18 protein-coding genes and 1 tRNA gene are annotated in these 17,405 nt (G+C 31.0%); 9 read left to right on the plus strand and 10 right to left on the minus strand.

Annotation, left to right across the window (positions count from 1 at the left end):
* Position 1 precedes the first annotated feature (1 nt).
* The 5 genes from L1S49_RS06740 to purR all read right to left on the minus strand — a co-directional run bounded on the left by L1S49_RS06740 (position 2) and on the right by purR (position 4,616).
* On the minus strand, positions 2–688 hold the full coding sequence (locus L1S49_RS06740) for a response regulator transcription factor (protein ID WP_073020459.1): 687 nt from the start codon (positions 686–688) through the stop codon (positions 2–4).
* Positions 689–821: 133 nt separating this feature from the next.
* A complete protein-coding gene (locus L1S49_RS06745) occupies positions 822–1,781 on the minus strand; it encodes a ribose-phosphate diphosphokinase (protein ID WP_073020460.1) in 960 nt (319 codons plus the stop codon).
* Between the two features lie 64 nt (positions 1,782–1,845).
* A complete protein-coding gene (glmU, locus tag L1S49_RS06750) occupies positions 1,846–3,213 on the minus strand; it encodes a bifunctional UDP-N-acetylglucosamine diphosphorylase/glucosamine-1-phosphate N-acetyltransferase GlmU (protein WP_238903223.1) in 1,368 nt (455 codons plus the stop codon).
* Positions 3,214–3,407: 194 nt separating this feature from the next.
* The gene (spoVG, locus tag L1S49_RS06755; RefSeq protein ID WP_021804406.1) at positions 3,408–3,683 is read right to left on the minus strand and encodes a septation regulator SpoVG; all 276 of its coding nucleotides are present in this window, start codon (positions 3,681–3,683) and stop codon (positions 3,408–3,410) included.
* 111 nt (positions 3,684–3,794) lie between these two features.
* Positions 3,795–4,616: a pur operon repressor gene (gene purR / locus L1S49_RS06760; RefSeq protein ID WP_073020462.1), complete on the minus strand. Its 822-nt coding sequence runs from the start codon at positions 4,614–4,616 to the stop codon at positions 3,795–3,797.
* A 347-nt stretch (positions 4,617–4,963) separates the two neighbouring features.
* Between purR and murC the strand changes: the two genes are divergently transcribed.
* Positions 4,964–6,340, plus strand: coding sequence for a UDP-N-acetylmuramate--L-alanine ligase (murC, locus tag L1S49_RS06765; RefSeq protein ID WP_238903224.1), 1,377 nt, complete (start codon positions 4,964–4,966; stop codon positions 6,338–6,340).
* Positions 6,341–6,381: 41 nt separating this feature from the next.
* Here the strand turns inward: murC and L1S49_RS06770 are convergent, their stop codons facing one another.
* Complete coding sequence (locus tag L1S49_RS06770) at positions 6,382–6,945, minus strand: YdcF family protein (RefSeq protein WP_073020464.1); 564 nt, start codon at positions 6,943–6,945, stop codon at positions 6,382–6,384.
* Positions 6,946–7,114: 169 nt separating this feature from the next.
* Here L1S49_RS06770 and L1S49_RS06775 point away from each other — a divergent pair, with 169 nt between their 5' ends.
* The 4 genes from L1S49_RS06775 (at position 7,115) to L1S49_RS06790 (ending at position 10,350) form a co-directional block, all read left to right on the plus strand.
* Positions 7,115–8,140 (plus strand): LacI family DNA-binding transcriptional regulator, encoded by a 1,026-nt coding sequence (locus tag L1S49_RS06775; RefSeq protein ID WP_073020466.1) that lies wholly within the window; start codon positions 7,115–7,117, stop codon positions 8,138–8,140.
* A 75-nt stretch (positions 8,141–8,215) separates the two neighbouring features.
* Entirely contained in the window at positions 8,216–9,388 is a 1,173-nt protein-coding gene (locus tag L1S49_RS06780; RefSeq protein WP_238903225.1) for a phosphopentomutase, read from the plus strand.
* 15 nt (positions 9,389–9,403) lie between these two features.
* Positions 9,404–10,222 carry a purine-nucleoside phosphorylase gene (locus tag L1S49_RS06785; RefSeq protein ID WP_238903226.1) on the plus strand — a complete coding sequence of 273 codons (819 nt, stop codon included), beginning with the start codon at positions 9,404–9,406 and terminating at the stop codon, positions 10,220–10,222.
* Positions 10,223–10,276: 54 nt separating this feature from the next.
* Positions 10,277–10,350: transfer RNA gene (locus L1S49_RS06790), tRNA-Gln, on the plus strand.
* 412 nt (positions 10,351–10,762) lie between these two features.
* On the opposite strand, the gene L1S49_RS06795 is transcribed toward L1S49_RS06790, so the two are convergent.
* Entirely contained in the window at positions 10,763–11,836 is a 1,074-nt protein-coding gene (locus tag L1S49_RS06795; protein ID WP_238903227.1) for a Xaa-Pro peptidase family protein, read from the minus strand.
* 145 nt (positions 11,837–11,981) lie between these two features.
* Here L1S49_RS06795 and L1S49_RS06800 point away from each other — a divergent pair, with 145 nt between their 5' ends.
* Complete coding sequence (locus tag L1S49_RS06800; RefSeq protein ID WP_238903228.1) at positions 11,982–12,680, plus strand: metallophosphoesterase family protein; 699 nt, start codon at positions 11,982–11,984, stop codon at positions 12,678–12,680.
* Positions 12,681–12,727: 47 nt separating this feature from the next.
* On the opposite strand, the gene L1S49_RS06805 is transcribed toward L1S49_RS06800, so the two are convergent.
* Positions 12,728–12,877, minus strand: coding sequence for a hypothetical protein (locus tag L1S49_RS06805; RefSeq protein WP_156337883.1), 150 nt, complete (start codon positions 12,875–12,877; stop codon positions 12,728–12,730).
* A gap of 174 nt (positions 12,878–13,051) precedes the next feature.
* Between L1S49_RS06805 and asnS the strand changes: the two genes are divergently transcribed.
* Both asnS and L1S49_RS06815 read left to right on the plus strand, forming a co-directional pair.
* Positions 13,052–14,449: an asparagine--tRNA ligase gene (gene asnS / locus L1S49_RS06810; RefSeq protein ID WP_238903229.1), complete on the plus strand. Its 1,398-nt coding sequence runs from the start codon at positions 13,052–13,054 to the stop codon at positions 14,447–14,449.
* Between the two features lie 244 nt (positions 14,450–14,693).
* A complete protein-coding gene (locus L1S49_RS06815; RefSeq protein WP_238903230.1) occupies positions 14,694–14,840 on the plus strand; it encodes a hypothetical protein in 147 nt (48 codons plus the stop codon).
* A 100-nt stretch (positions 14,841–14,940) separates the two neighbouring features.
* On the opposite strand, the gene L1S49_RS06820 is transcribed toward L1S49_RS06815, so the two are convergent.
* On the minus strand, positions 14,941–15,732 hold the full coding sequence (locus L1S49_RS06820; RefSeq protein WP_021804391.1) for a Cof-type HAD-IIB family hydrolase: 792 nt from the start codon (positions 15,730–15,732) through the stop codon (positions 14,941–14,943).
* Between the two features lie 152 nt (positions 15,733–15,884).
* Here L1S49_RS06820 and L1S49_RS06825 point away from each other — a divergent pair, with 152 nt between their 5' ends.
* Positions 15,885–16,433 carry a hypothetical protein gene (locus L1S49_RS06825; protein ID WP_238903231.1) on the plus strand — a complete coding sequence of 183 codons (549 nt, stop codon included), beginning with the start codon at positions 15,885–15,887 and terminating at the stop codon, positions 16,431–16,433.
* Positions 16,434–16,457: 24 nt separating this feature from the next.
* On the opposite strand, the gene L1S49_RS06830 is transcribed toward L1S49_RS06825, so the two are convergent.
* Positions 16,458–17,402 carry a magnesium transporter CorA family protein gene (locus L1S49_RS06830; protein WP_021804389.1) on the minus strand — a complete coding sequence of 315 codons (945 nt, stop codon included), beginning with the start codon at positions 17,400–17,402 and terminating at the stop codon, positions 16,458–16,460.
* Positions 17,403–17,405 lie beyond the last annotated feature (3 nt).

Raw genomic sequence — 17,405 nt, forward strand, 5'->3', positions numbered from 1 at the left:
ATTATTTCACCTCGAATTTATAGCCAACCCCCCAAACAGTTTCTATCTGCCAATTAATACCCTCTGGAAGTTTTTCTCTTAATCTTTTTATATGAACATCTACAGTTCTAGAATCTCCTGGATAATCATATCCCCAAACTTCACACAATAACTGTTCTCTTGTAAAAACCTTATTTTTATTTGATGCTAAATAATATAATAATTCAAATTCCTTAGGAGGCATTTTTATCTCTTCTCCTCTATAAAGAACGTTATAAGAATTAGCGTCAACATTTAAATCACTATAATCAATTACTTCTTTATTTGTTGAGTCAGTGTTGTACCTTCTCATTACAGCCTTTACCCTAGCTAATAATTCCTTAGGTTCAAATGGCTTAACTATGTAATCATCTGCTCCAAGTTCTAAAGCCAAAACTTTATCAAAAGTATCACCTTTTGCTGTAAGCATTATTACTGGCACTTCACTTTCTTTTCTTATCCACTTAAGAACATCTATGCCATCTACATTAGGTAGCATAATATCTAGTAGTACTAGATCTGGCTTATACTCCATAAAAGCATTCTCCACATCTTTCCCATTGTTTATTATTCTATTATCATAATTTGAACTATTTAAATACATTCTTATAACTTCGCAAATATTTTCATCATCATCGACAATTAAAATTTTACCTATTGTTCCTTCCATAAAAAAACACTCCTTTCATATTATTAATTTACCACAAGCTAAAATAATTAAATATAGATTTTAATAAAAGTTACAATTATTTAATGATGTTAGAAAAAATCCCCTTAGAAACTTTCTTCTAAGGGGATTGATTTTATACTTCAAATAATTTGCTTAATGGCTCTTCATCGTATATTCTCTTTATTGCTTCTGCAAATAAAGCAGCTACTGATAAAGATTTGAATTTATGTAAGTCATCTCTTTCAGGTAATTCTATTGTATTTAACATTACTAATTCTTCAATTGCACTAGAATTAATTCTATCTAAAGCTGGTCCTGAAAGAACTCCATGTGTACAGCATGCATATACATTTTTAGCACCTAAATCTTTTAATGCATTTGCAGCATTAGCTATAGTTCCAGCTGTATCTATCATGTCATCGATAAGTATGCAAACTTTACCTTCAACATCACCTATTATGTTCATGATTTCTGAAACATTTGCTTTAGGTCTTCTTTTGTCAATTATAGCTATTGGCGCATGCAATCTATCTGCAAATTTTCTTGCTCTAGTTACACTACCTAAATCTGGAGATACTACCACTACGTCTTCTCTCTCATCAAAGCCTTGTTCAACAAAATAGTTTGCTAAAATAGGTGCACCTAATAAATGATCAACTGGGATATCGAAGTATCCTTGTATTTGTGCTGCGTGTAGGTCCATTGTTAATACCCTATCAGCTCCTGCTGTAGTTAAAATATCAGCAACAAGTTTTGCAGTTATTGGATCTCTAGATTTTGCTTTTCTATCTTGTCTTGCATATCCATAGTAAGGAATAACAGCCGTTATTCTACCTGCTGAAGCTCTTTTTAAAGCATCAATCATTATTAATAATTCCATAAGGTTATTATTAACTGGAGAATTAGTTGATTGAATAATAAAAACCTCTTGTCCTCTTACTGTTTCATTAATATCTACTGATATTTCTCCATCACTGAAGGTTCCTACCTTCGCACTACCCACTGGGACCCCTAATATGTCTGCTATTTCTTTGGCTAATTTTGGATGCGAGTTTCCAGTGAAAATTTTAATATTTCTTCCATGGGTAATCATTTTTTAGAAAACCTCCTTATTTAATTAGAATACCTCAATTTATTTCAAAAAGTGCTGTTTTATGTTACTTTTTTAAGCCCTTTTTATTGACCCAACCTTCGATATTTACTTGTTTTGCTCTTGCAATAGCCAAGCTACCTTCTGGAACTTCTTTAGTTATAGTAGATCCAGCCGCTATGTAAGTATTATCTTTCACCTCAACAGGTGATACTAGATTTGTATTACAGCCTATAAATGAATTATCTCCAATTATAGTTTTATTCTTATTTTTTCCATCATAATTAACCACAACTGTTCCACAACCAAAGTTGCAGTTTTCACCAACCTCAGCATCTCCTATATATGTTAGGTGAGATACCTTAGTATTGTTTCCAATTGTAGATTTCTTTATTTCAACAAAGTCACCTATTCTAACTTTATCACCGATATTTGATTCAGGTCTTACATAGGCAAAAGGTCCTACAGTAGTATTGTCTCCTATTTTACTTTGTAAAATAACTGAACTTTGTATTTCAACTTCATTACCAATAATTGAAGAATCTATTCTAGAATTCGGATAAAGCACACAATCCGTACCTATTTCAGACTTTCCTTCTAAAACATTGCCTGGATATATTATTGTATCCTGTCCAATAACAACGTCTACTCCTATATATGTATTACTAGGGTCTATTATAGTAACTCCATTATCTAAATGTTTTTTATTAATTACTTTTCTCATAATTACTTCTGCTTGAGCTAACTCAGCTCTTGAATTAACTCCAAGAGTCTCATCGAATTCAGTAATAACTGCTCCAAGTTTTTTACCTTCAGACTTTAATATTGAGATTACATCTGTTAAATAATATTCCCCTTGAGCATTATTATTAGATAACTTTTCTAAAGCTCCTAAAAGGGCTTTAATATCGAAACAATACATACCCGCATTTATCTCATTTACCTTAATCTCATCTTCGTTACAATCCTTATGTTCAACTATTCTCTCAATTTCATTTCCATTTCTTATTATTCTTCCATATCCTGTTGGATTTTGTATTAATGAAGTTAATAAGGTTCCAGTATTCCCATTTTCTATGTGATTATCTAAAAGTTTTTTTACTGTTTCTTTTCTTATTAGAGGTGCGTCTCCAGTAAATATTGCAACTACTCCATCCTTGTCCTTCAAGAATTCTTTAGCACACTTTACCGCATGACCTGTACCTAATTGTTCTTCTTGTAGTGAATACGATACATTTCTACTTTCAGTAGCTTTTTGTACTAATTCAGCACCTTTACCTATAATTATATTTACATCTTCAATGTTTGCTTCTCTCATGGTGTCTATAACGTGATTAATCATCTCTTTACCACATACTTTATGAAGTACCTTAGGAAGATTTGATTTTATTCGCTTTCCTTGTCCTGCTGCTAATATTAAAGCACTTTTAAACATCCATTCCACCTCAACAATTTTTGCATATTAAAATAAAATTTTAATAATTTCTAAATGCATCTATTACATTATAGGGTATTAAAACTACTATTTCAACCTAATAAATATAATTAGAATTATCCCTAATTTTCTGAATTTTCAATAACAAACCACACAGTAAAAAAAGGAAGCACTGCCTCCTTTTTTACACGTAATTATTCCTCTACGATTTCTTCTACTTTAGCTTTTTCATATTCATCTAAAATAGCGTTTTGGATCTTTTCTCTGGTATCTGTATTTATTGGATGCGCTATATCCTTAAATTCTCCATCCGGAGTCTTTCTACTAGGCATTGCAATAAATAGACCATTTTGGCCTTCAATAACTTTAATGTCATGTACAACAAACTCATTATCAAAGGTCACAGAAACTATAGCTTTCATTTTGCCTTCAGCAGCTATTTTTCTTATTCTTACGTCTGTGATTTGCACTTCACTACACCTCCAGTTGTTTATTGTAGTTAATATTCTATAAAAGTTAGTAAAATCCTCTTTTTTGTAGAAAAATTAATATTTTTTTAACTTTAATTTTAATTTTTCTATTTATATATTTTTATTAGTCGAGGGTTGTAAATCAACCACGCCATTTTTGTCTACATTTTTTAAATCTATAATCGAATAATAGTTTTCTACAAGCTTTGTTTCAGCACCAATATGATCAACTAGTACCCCAATACCAACAAGCTCACAGTCAAACTCCTTAAGCAAATCATTAATTCCTTTTGCAGTTCCTCCACCTTTTAGAAAATCGTCTACAAAAATACATCTACTTTCTTTCTTTAACGATTTTTTAGAAAGAGACATTTGTTGAATTTTGCCACTGCTTCCAGAAACATAATTTATGGTAACTGTTGGTCCTTCTGTGACTTTATTGTTATCTCTTCTAGCTATTACTAATTCAACGCCTAAATTTTTAGCAACTTCATATGCTAAAGGAATCCCCTTAGTTTCAACAGTCACAACATAATCAACTTTTTCTTTTCCTAAATACTCTGATAATATAACCCCTGCCTTACCTATAATCTGTGGATTATACATAAGATCTGTCATGTATATAAAATTACCTGGAACAATTCTAGATGGATCTCTTAAAAGTTCACATAATTGTTCTCCGAAGTTGTCCTTATTTTCTTCACTGATTCCATTTATAAATCTTATTCCACCAGCTGCTCCTGAAATAGTCTCCACTCTACCCATGTGTAACTTTTCTAGAACCTCTCTAACTATTACTATATCCTCACTGATAGTCGACTTGGCAGCATTTAATAAATCCGAAAATTTATTAAGTCCTATCACTTTATTAGGATTTTCTATTAACGATTTAGTAATAGCTACAACTCTACTATTTCTACTTAATTTTTCCACTCTAATCACCTACAATTTTTAATATAATTAACGAATTTTCTCTCTCTTAAACACTCTTAATATTCATATTTTATTCCATATTATAACCTTAATCAATACAATTTAATCAATTATTATGGATATTTCATAATTTATATAAAATTTCTTTTAATGTGATTATTTTTCATAGGTATATGTTAATACTTTCTCATATAAGAATTTATTCCAAATAACTAAAAAGAAAGCTTCCACGAAACAGAGACGAACTTTTTTCATGGATTTTGCATATAAATACATGTAAAGGTGTGTTCAATTCTGTAAAAATGTATATAATTAAATAATGTAGTTAACAAAAGGAGTTGATATTAGTGTCTTTTGATTTTTTAAAGGATAAGCATATGAAAGTGCATTTTATAGGTATAGGCGGAATAAGTATGAGTGGTTTAGCTGCAGTACTTTTAAACGGAGGATATAGAGTATCTGGTTCTGATGCAAAAGCATCTAAGATAACTGAGTCATTAAAGAGTAAAGGCGCAGAAGTATACATAGGCCACAATAGTGATAACATTAAAGATGCTGACCTAGTTGTTTATACAGCTGCTATCCCAAAGGATAACCCTGAATTACTAGAGAGCATATCAAAAAATATACCTTTAATGGATAGAGCTGAGTTCTTAGGGCATATAATGAATGGTCATAAATATAATGTAGCTGTAGCTGGAACACACGGTAAGACTACAACTACATCTATGATATCTCACATTACATTAGAAGGTAACTTGGATCCAACAATTTTAGTCGGCGGAGAATTGGACATCATAAATGGTAATTATAAAGTGGGAAATTCCGAATACTTCATCACAGAAGCATGTGAATACAAGGAATCATTTTTAAGTTTTTATCCTTATATAGGAATAATATTGAATATTGATGCTGACCATTTAGATTACTATAGAGATATAAATCACATTCAAGAAACTTTCGAAAAATTTATAGATATTATACCAAATGACGGTTATATAATTGGTAATGCAGATGATGAGAGAGTAAAAAAGGCAATGTCTAAAGCTGAATGTAATGTTATAGGTTATGGAATTGACAATGGAGATATTTTAGCTAAAAACATCAGCTATGATAATAAAGGTTGTGGAACATTTGATGTTTATAAAAATGATACTAAATTATTCACTTTATCTTTAAGTGTTCCTGGGAGACACAATGTGTTAAATGCCCTTTCAACCGTAGCTGTAGGTCTAATATTCAACTTATCAGATGATGCAATCATAAATGGTTTAAAAGCTTTTGGGGGTGCCCATAAGAGATTTGAATATAAAGGTGTTAAAGATGGAGTTACTGTAATAGATGACTATGCTCATCACCCAGTAGAAATACAAGCTACCTTAAGCACAGCAACTAAAATTCCTCATAATAAAACCTACTGTGTTTTCCAACCACATACTTATACTAGAACAAAAACATTATTTAAGGAATTCACAGAATGCTTCGACCATGCTGACGAAGTAATATTAATGGACATCTATGCTGCTAGAGAAAAAGATCTAGGAGAAATAAGTTCTAAAATCCTAGGTGATGCTTTAAGAGAAAAAGGTATAAAGTGTACCAATGTATCTTCTCATAAAGAAGCTTTAGATTATGTTAAAACTATAGTAAAAGATAAAGATCTTCTTTTAACTGTAGGTGCAGGAGATGTAGTCCAAGTAGGAGAAATGTTTTTAAATGAATAACCCTTAAATAATAAAACAGCTGTTTTCATACAGCTGTTTTATTATTTAAAAATATCTTTCATTAACCCTAATATTTCTCTCAATCCACCATAAATTTCAGTATACCACTTATCTTTTACAAAAATGCCTGAGAAACTTGCTTTCAAACCTAATTTATCACTAATTAACTTTGCTCTTCTAAGATGGAACTTGTTAGATACAATAAGAACATCTTTAAAATTTTTATCCTCTATTATCTTCTTTGAATTAACCAAATTTTCATAAGTATTTGTAGATTTATCTTCTAATATAAGTTTCTCATCATCTATTCCTTCATTTATAAGTATTCTTCTCATACATTCAGCTTCTGATATATTCTCACCTTCGCCTTTACCACCAGAAAGGATTATATACTCTGAGTATCCCTCTTTATAAAGCCTACTTGCTAACATAGTTCTTTCATATAAAAATCTAGTAGGATTTTCTCCATTAACTTTGCAACCTAAAACTATAATAGCATCGCTTTTTTGTGGTTTATTAAAATAGTCTGTTGAGAATATAAAGGTTTCAGTTAAAATCAATAGAACTATTAAAGATCCAATCATTTTAAAAATTCTCTTCCTCATAAAGTTCTCCTCAATAAATATTATTTTTTATGCTGGTTAATTGTTACCATTTAATTATACTTAATTTTTAAGGAATATCATAATATCTATTGATTTTTACATAGAACTATTGTAAATTGAATTTAAAATAAAACCATTTTTCCATGGTCAAAACTTAGGAGGAGTTTAGATGGCAGCAACAATTAGTGATATAGCTAAGGCAGCAGGAGTTTCTTTAGCTACCGTATCAAGAGTTTTGAACAATTCTGGATATGTTAAAGAGGAAACGAAAGAAAAAATACTTAAAGCCATTAAAGATTACAACTATACACCATCTGCTATAGCTAGAAGTTTATCAAAAAAACAAACTAATACTATAGGAGTAATTGTTCCTGATATCACTAATCCCTTTTATGGCGAGATGATACGTGGAATTACAAAAGTGGCAGAAGAGCACGGATTAAATATACTTTTATGGGATTCTCATGAATCAGTAGAGAGAGAAATTAAAAGCATTCAAGCCCTTAGAGAACATAGAATTAGAGGAATATTAATTACACCAACTTCTTCCGAAGATGATAGAAATGCTGAATGCATTAAAAATCTAGAAAACTTAGGAATTCCAGTAGTTTTAATAGATGGTCATTTAAAATATTCTAACTTTAGCGGTATATTTGTGGACAACATTCAAGGAAGCTACGATGCTGTAAATGCTTTAATTAGAGAACATCACAAAAAAATAGCCATAATTACAGGTAGAATGAATTCTAAAACAGCTCAAGAAAGACTTGAAGGTTATGAAAGAGCACTTTTAGAAAACAATATCTCCATAAACAAAAATTACATATTATATGGTGACTATAGCCTAGAATCTGGTTATAATTTAACTAAAGACATACTTTCAATGAAAGATAAACCTACAGCTATATTCACTTCATCAAATCAAATGACAGTAGGTGCTCTTAAAGCCTTGTCAGAACATAATCTTAAAACCCCTGAAGATATTTCTTTAATTGCTTTTGATAAAGTTGATATTTTTAATATATTGGGGTTAAATATAAGTTATGTAGATGGGCCAAGCACCGAATTAGGTGAAATTGGTATGAGTTTACTATTAGAATTTCTAAATTCTGAATATAATAATAAAGAAGAGAAAAAAATTACTCTAACACCAACTTTAATTTTAAAAGGATCAGAGAAGCTAATTAAAAAATAGAGATTTATTCTCTTTTCTTTTTAGAAAAACAGTAAAGCGTTTCCATAAAAAAATAAAAACTTACGGAGGTATTTTATGATAAAAAGAGTTATTCTAATAATCCTAGACAGCGTAGGAATGGGAGCACTTCCAGATGCTGATAAATATGGCGATGTAGGTGCAGATACCATAGGTCATGTTGCTAAATTTAATGGTGGTTTAAAGCTTCCTAACATGGAATCTATAGGACTAGGCTTAATTGAAGGAATACAAAATATAAATAAAGTTAGTGATGCTTTAGGCTGTTATGGTAAATTCTATGAAGCATCTAATGGTAAAGATACTGTAACAGGTCATTGGGAAATGGTTGGAGTAAAATCGGAAATTCCACTACCTACTTATCCAAATGGATTTCCAGCTGAAATCATTAAAGAATTTGAAGAAAAGACAGGTAGAAAAGTAATAGGTAATAAACCAGCTTCTGGTACAGAAATATTAGATGAATTAGGAGAAGAGCAATTAAAAACTGGCTCACTAATAGTTTATACTTCTGCTGATTCTGTTTTTCAAATAGCTGCTCATGAAGATATAATTCCTATTGAAGAACTATATAAATATTGTGAAATCGCTAGAGAAATGCTTACTGGTGATAATGCTGTAGCTCGTGTTATTGCTAGACCATATCTAGGCGAACCTGGAAACTTTATCAGAACTTCAAACAGGAAAGACTATGCTCTACTACCACCTCATGCTACTGCTTTAGATAAGTTACAAGAAGCTGGAGTTAAAGTAATGGCTGTAGGTAAAATTGAAGATATCTTCTCTGGCAAAGGTATTTACTCTGCTGTTCATACCAAAGACAATATGGATGGCGTAGATAAAACCCTTGATTATATGAAAACTGAAAAAGAGGGGCTTATTTTCACTAACTTAGTTGATTTTGATATGAAATGGGGACATAGAAATGACCCTAAGTCTTATGGTAAAGGTCTAGAAGATTTCGATGTTAGACTTAAGGAAATCATGCAAAACATGGAATCTGATGATATACTATTTATAACAGCAGACCATGGATGTGACCCAACATATCCTGGAACAGACCACACCAGAGAATATGTACCTTTCTTAGCTTATGGAGAACCACTTAAAAAAGGCTATAATTTAGGAACTAAAGTAGGATTCTTCAATATGGGGCAAACTATTTGTGATATCTTTAATAGTGAAAAAATAATAAACGGGGATAGTTTCCTTGGTGAAATTTTAAAATAATAGGGAGATGTTAAGATGGATTTAGATTTAAGAATAAAGGAAGCCGCTGAATATATATTATCAAAAAGTAAATATAAACCTGAAATTGGTCTTATTCTTGGTTCAGGACTCGGTGCAATAGCTGACGATATAGAAGATGCTGAATACTATGACTACAATGATATACCTCACTTTCCTGTTTCAACAGTAGAAGGTCACGCTGGAAGACTAGTAATAGGAAAACTTCAAGGTAAAGACGTATTAGCTATGCAAGGAAGATTCCACTTTTATGAAGGTTATAAGATGCACGATGTTACTTTTCCAGTAAGAGTAATGCATTTATTATCAGTAAAAAAACTAATTGTTACAAATGCTGCTGGTGCTGTTAATACATCCTTTACTCCTGGAGATTTAATGTTAATCACAGATCACATTAATCTATCTGGAGATAATCCTTTAATAGGAAGAAATCTTAAAGACTTCGGAACTAGATTCCCAGATATGTCTTCTGCCTATGATGTAGACTTAAGAAATACAGTTAAACAAATAGCTATTGACTTAGGAATAGATCTTAAAGAAGGAGTTTATTGTATGATGAGTGGTCCAACTTATGAAACTCCTGCTGAAATTAGAATGATTAGAATTCTTGGCGGAGATGCTGCTGGAATGTCAACAGCTCCTGAAGTTATAGTTGCTAAGCATCAAGGTATGAAGGTTTTAGGAATATCATGTATGACAAATATGGCTGCTGGTATATTAGATCAACCATTAAGTCATGAAGAAGTTATGGAAACATCTGAAAATGTAAAAAGTAAATTTATAACTTTAATGAATAATATAATAAAAACAATTTAAAACATTTGCAATTTTCCACATATGAATTTATAATATTTTTATGTGGAAATTTAATGCCAGATCGTCTAAGGGTAGGACAGCAGACTCTGACTCTGCACGTGTGGGTTCGAATCCTACTCTGGCAGCCAATTATAAGCTATTACAATTTTGTAGTAGCTTTTTGTTTTCTAGATTTATAGGTAAAAATACGGCGTCTCATTTATGAGACGCCGTATTTTTACATAGGAATTTTTAACTTTTTAACTTTTTAACTTTTTAACTTTTTAACTTTTTAACTTTTTAACTTTTTAACTTTTTAACTTTTTAACAAGAATGACTTTAATGAGGCTTGAGAAGAAGCCTCTACAGTAATAAGGTGTTTAACTTTTTAACAAGAATGAATCTAATGAGGCTTGAGAAGAAGCCTCTACAGTAATAAGGTGCACTACTATTCTATAGAAGCGTTCCTCAGCTTTATTAAATTCCTTTTAACTACTGCTCTGTAGAAACTTTTCTTCTTCAGTGTCAATCTAATCCTGTTAATCTCTACGGCACAGAGGTTTATAAAACCACGAGTTCCTTAGTAACCTTATTTAAAACCTCTACTCCATTTTCAGTTACTAAAACTAAATCTTCTATTCTCACGCCTACATCTCCAGATAAATATATACCTGGTTCTACTGAAAATATATTTCCTACTTGTAACTTATCATTGTTTACAGAACTAACATCACCGTAATCATGAACTTCTATACCTATTGAGTGCCCTGTTCTATGGGTAAAATATTGTCCATATCCATAAGATTCGATTGTACTTCTAGCACCTCTGTCAACCTCACTGAAAAGTGCTCCTGGCTTTACAGCCTTTATTCCTTTTTCATTTGCCTCTTTTACTATGTTATATACTTCTCTTCCCTTAACGCTTGGTTCTCCATAAAATACTGTTCTAGTCATGTCAGAACAATAATGTTTATACAGACATCCTATATCTATTACAACCCCTTCCCCTTTCTTTAAAAAGGATCTATCAGGTTCATGGTGAGGGTCAGCAGCGTTAGCTCCATAAGCTATAATTGGAGAAAAAGAAAACCCATCTGCTCCTTCCTTTTCATAAAGTTCTCCTAAAAGACTACACATTTCTTTTTCTGTTTTAACCTCTCCAACACTTCTCCATATTTCTTTCATAGCTCTATCATTTAATTCACTTGCTTTTCTCATTAATTCAATTTCTTCTAAATCCTTAACTGCTCTAGCCTTATCTATGATTAAGGAGCCATTAACAAATGCTTTACCTCCACCTAACTCCATAAGCTTAATTAAAAAATGAGCTGGCCAATTTTTATCTATTCCAACTGCGCTATTTTTGTTGATAAATTTACTTAATAAAAGCACAGGATTTTCTACATCCTTATACCAAACTATATCTAAACCTAAGTCCTCATTAACTGGAAACAATTCATTTATAATAAGTTTAGGTGATGATTTTGTACTAATGTAAAGAGCAATCATTCTTTCCCCTGGTTCAAACCACTTACCAGTTAAATAAAATATTGCTGCTGGTGATGAAATTACCATCTGCTCTAATCCTTCAGCACTCATCTCCATAAGAATCTTTTTTAATCTACTATCTTTCATGGACTTTCCTCCTTAATTATTTTCTCTGATGTTTCCATATTACTACTACATGAAATAAAAATCAAAAACACATAATATTTTGTCATTATAAACCTGACTGGGTGTTATAATAATATTATTAGCTAGATTAGGAGGATTAATATAAATGAGAATAGCAGTTATATCCGATATACATGGGAATATTTATGCACTAATGAAAGTTTTAGAAGAAATTGATAGCGAAAATATAGATTTTATAATGTGTTTAGGAGATCTTGTGGGGTATGGTCCTCATCCTAACGAGGTTATAGCTTTAATGAAAAGAAAAAGGATTCCTTGTCTAAAAGGAAACTATGATGCTTCTGTAGTAGACAATGAATATAGTTATATAAGAAACACCTCAATAAATTCATTTTCACTCCCTTGGACTGTAGATGAACTTAGGGCCTCCAATAGGCACTATTTAAATAATCTACCTTTATCTATGAGTATGGAATTTGAAGGCAAGAAAATAACTTTTGTACATGGAAGTCCAAGAAAAATAAATGAATATCTATTACAAGATGGTGAAAACACCAAAGAGATTATGGAAACTTTTGATGGAGACATTCTAGTGTGTGCTCATACTCACATCCCATCCTATAAAGAGTTTGGAGATAAGTTATTTATAAATGGTGGTTCTGTTGGAAAACCTAAAATAGGCAATCCTAATGCAACTTATGCAATACTTGAACTTGAAAATGGCAGTAAACCTACAGTAAAGTTTAAAGAAGTTCCTTATGAATATAAGCGTATTATTAAAGATATGGAAATATTAAAATTCCCTTCTCAGCTTATATATACCTTTGAAACTGGAAATGAATAAATGGATTATAGAGAATTGATACCTTATATCAATTCTCTATTTTTTGTCTATATTTTATTCTTCATTTCTTCAAGATCATTTAATCTCATTTCTAATAACTCCATGATTACTTCCCTAGAATCAGGAGCAACCATTAGCATTGCTTTTATAAGTTCTACTTCCTTTAATAACTCCTGTACAATATCTTGATTCGTCAATATCCTCTCCCTCCTTAAAATAACTGTATGTCCATATACATTATTATGAGATAATGTTTGCAAATATTAAATTTTTGCGGTAGAATCATTATGAGTTTATTATAATTTGGAAATTATTCTTTCATCATTTTTGATGAAGGCTTTTTTTATTTTAAAATATTAAGGAGGTTCCTTATGAATAAAGATGTTTTAGTGAAATCTTTATATAGAGATTCACATGAATTTATTAACAAGCAAGTTACAGTAAGCGGATGGGTAAGAACCCTTAGATCTTCTAATGCATTTGGCTTTATTGAACTTAATGATGGTTCTTTTTTTAAAAACTTACAAGTAGTTTTAGATGCTACTAAACTTGAGAACTTTAAAGAAATAGCAAAACTACCTATAAGTTCATCAATATCCGTTACCGGTACCTTAATAGAAACACCAGAGGCTAAACAACCTTTTGAAATTCAAGCTGAAGTGATAACGATTGAGGGTATGAGTTCTTCTGATTATCCACTACAAAAGAAAAGACACACGTTTGAGTACCTAAGAACTATAGCTCATTTAAGACCTAGAAGTAATGCTTTTTCGGCTGTATTTAGAGTTCGTTCTGTAGCAGCTTATGCTATACACAAGTTCTTCCAAGAAAGAAACTTTGTATACACTCACACTCCAATAATAACTGGTTCTGATGCTGAAGGTGCTGGAGAAATGTTTAAAGTTACTACTTTAGATTTACATAACGTACCTAAGACAGAAGAAGGTAAAATAGATTACTCAAATGACTTCTTCGGAAAAGAATCTAATCTTACAGTATCAGGTCAATTAAATGGTGAAGCTTATGCTTTAGCTTTTAGAAATATATATACCTTTGGACCAACTTTTAGAGCAGAAAACTCTAACACTGCAAGACATGCAGCAGAGTTCTGGATGATTGAACCAGAAATATCTTTTGCAGACCTTAAAGATGATATGGAACTTGCTGAAGATATGCTTAAATATGTTATTAGCTACGTAATGAATGAATGTCCAGAAGAAATTGAATTCTTTAATCAATTTATAGATAAAGGTTTATTAGAGAGATTAAATCATGTTGTAAATTCTGATTTTGGTAAAGTTACTTACACAGAAGCTGTGGAATTACTACAAAAATCTGATAAGAAATTTGAATACCCAGTTAAGTGGGGAATAGATCTTCAAACTGAACATGAAAGATATTTAACTGAAGAAATCTTCAAGAGACCTGTATTTGTAACAGATTATCCTAAGGAAATAAAAGCCTTCTACATGAGACTTAATGATGATGGAAAAACTGTTGCAGCTATGGACTGTTTAGTTCCTGGAATAGGAGAAATAATAGGTGGTTCTCAAAGAGAAGAAAGATTAGAAGCTCTTAAGAACAGAATGTCTGAACTTAATTTACACGAGGAAGATTACTGGTGGTATTTAGAACTTAGAAAATACGGTGAAACTCCTCATGCTGGATTTGGTTTAGGCTTCGAAAGACTTATAATGTATATAACAGGAATGTCTAACATAAGAGACGTAATACCATTCCCAAGAACTACAGGGCAAGCGGACTTCTAATAGTATAATGCCTTAGAAGTGGCTTATTTTAAGGATATATGTAATGAATATATCTTTAAATTTTAGTAAAATAACACAACCTGAAAATAATAAGAGGAGTAGCTTTATATTTTAGCTATTTCTCTTTTTTGTTCTGAATTAATATATAATACTTTAAACTAATTTGATGAAGCTACGGAACGCTTCTACATAATAGTAGCTAAAAGGATTTGATGAAGCTGCGGAACGCTTCTACAGAATAGTAGTGTATGGTTATTCTACTATATGGTTAGTTGACTTTATGGCTATTCTACTTTATGGTTGTTCTACTTTATGGTTAGTCGACTTTACGGCTATTCCACTTTATGGTTGTTCCATTATACAGTTAGTAGACTTTACAGCTAAAGTTTAGCAGGATTCTAATGAAGTCCTATAGGACAACTCTCCAATGAATTTATGGATAAAAAATAGCACTGATGCCATTTAATAGCTCAGTGCTTATATACTATTTACTATATTAACTCAAAAGCCTTCATAGCATTATAAATTCCATCATCAAATATATTTGAAGTTATGTAGTCAGCTACTTCCTTAAGTTCTTCTACTGCATTTCCCATTGCTATTCCTGTGTTTACCTTCTTTATCATCTCTACGTCATTATGTCCATCTCCAAAGGCATAGGTGTTTTCCATAGGTATTTCTAAATGTTTGGTTATATACTCTATAGCTTCAGCTTTTCCCCAGTCCTTAAGAGATACGTCTGCTGACATATCAGCTCCATGAGCATTAAAGATTAGCATGTCCTTAAAATATTCACGGCATTTTTCTAATACTGAATCATCCTTATAAAATATATCTAAAGAACTTGCTTCTACATCTTCTAACTTCCACTCTTCTAAAATGTATGCTTCTCCTGGGAATTGTGAATTATATCTATCAATTCTTCTTCTATCCATCTTATAGGAATAGCCTTTATGTCCTCCAGCAAAATTACAAGAAACCCCTAGTTCATCAAAGGATTTCATAAGAGATGTTAACATATCTTGAGATAAATTTCTCCCATAGACCTTCTCTCCCTTAAAAAATATCTCTGTTCCATTTCCAGATATATATCCATCAAACATATCTGTTCCAAACTTATCATTTATAAATCGTATTTGTCTTCCACTGCATATAAAAGCTAAATTTCCTTTTTCTCTGAATTTTTTTATAGCTAGTTTTGTACTTTCTGGCATTATTAAAACATTTTCTTTATGTTCAACTAATGTTCCATCTATATCAAAAAATGCTATTTTATTTCTCATAAGTTCTCCTCCTCTTATATAATTAAAATCTTCTCTACCTATAAAGTATATCATAGTTAAATACAGCCTTAAATTCCTTAATAAATACTTTGACATAAAGCAATAATTTCTTTAAAGTATAAGTAATAATAATTCTTAATTGGGAGGTATTAATGAAAAATCAAGCGCAAAAGCTTACATTAATCGCTATAACTATAGCTCTACTCATAGTTGGGGGTGGAGTTATCTACTCAGTTAGCTACCTTTTAGGTGGTTCACAAATAATTAAAATACTTCTAATGTCGCTTTATTTTAGTATTCTTTTATATTTACTTATTCTTAGATGTAGTGATATTGGAACTTTAACTACTTTATCTATAGTATTAGGCCTTATTCTATCTGTATTTAGTCCATTAATGACTTTAGCAATAATTCTTTCTGGAGTTTTTACTGATTTGACTAGTTATTTAATGTTTAAGGGATATGGAAAAGATAAGCAAAAAATTATAAGTATCGGTTTTTACCCTTTATACTCTGTAGTATTTTCCTTATTAGTTACCTCTGCTTTAACAATTAGATTTCATAACACTATGATTACTTTCATAGTTTATATTCTAGGCGGACTAGCTGCCTTTATACTAGGGATTACTGGCGGCTACTTAGGTTATTATTTAAATAATAAATATATACATCTTGAAAAACAATTTAACATACAAAAATAAAAAGAGGCCAAGCCTCTTTTTTTATTAAAACATATCTTTTTTCTTTAAGTATAAAGTTGAACCTACACATAGAAGAACAATAAACAACACCACAGATAAAAGACCATATGGACTTTCTAGAAGAGGATTCCCCCCTACGTTCATTCCGAATATTCCTGATATCATATTAGGTATTGACATTACTATTGTTACAGAGGCTAACACCTTCATAACTATGTTAAGATTATTAGCAATTACTGATGCAAATGCATCCATGGTTCCTGCTAATATATCACTATATATACCTGACATCTCTATTGCCTGTTTATTTTCTATAATAACATCCTCTAAAACATCATTATCCTCAGGATACTTCTGCATGATCTGCATCTTAAGCATTTTTTCTAGAGTTATTTCATTAGACTTTAATGAAGTTGAGAAGTAAACCAATGACTTCTCTAAAGATAGTAACTGAATAAGTTCTTTATTTTTCATGGATTTATGAAGTTTCTTTTCTACCATTACACTCTTTTTATCTATTTGTCTTAAGTAAAGTAAATAATATGTTGATATTCTATTTAATATTTGAAGTATAAATCTAGATCTTTTAAAGGTATAAAAACTTCTAATATCACCTTTAGCAAAATCAGTTAATATTTTTGAATTCTTTAAACAAACTGTTATGATTTCTTTTTCTGTATGAATTATTCCTAATGGATAAGTATCATAGGTTAGAGAATTATCTTCCATCTCCGTAAAAGGTATATCCACTATAACTAAAATATTATTATCTATTATATCAATTCTTGAAGTCTCCTCATCATCTAGAGGCGCCTTAAAAAATTCAAGAGGTACCCCAGTTTTCTTAGCCAATAGTATTATTTCTTGCTCCGTGGGAGCTACCACATTAATCCAGCATCCTGGTTCTATATTTTCTAAGGCTCTTAGGGTTGTATTAGTTTCATTAGTAGTTCTATATATGTTTATCATAAT

Origin of the sequence: Clostridium sp. YIM B02506, assembly GCF_022324845.1 — a bacterium.
Lineage (GTDB): Bacteria > Bacillota > Clostridia > Clostridiales > Clostridiaceae > Clostridium_T > Clostridium_T intestinale.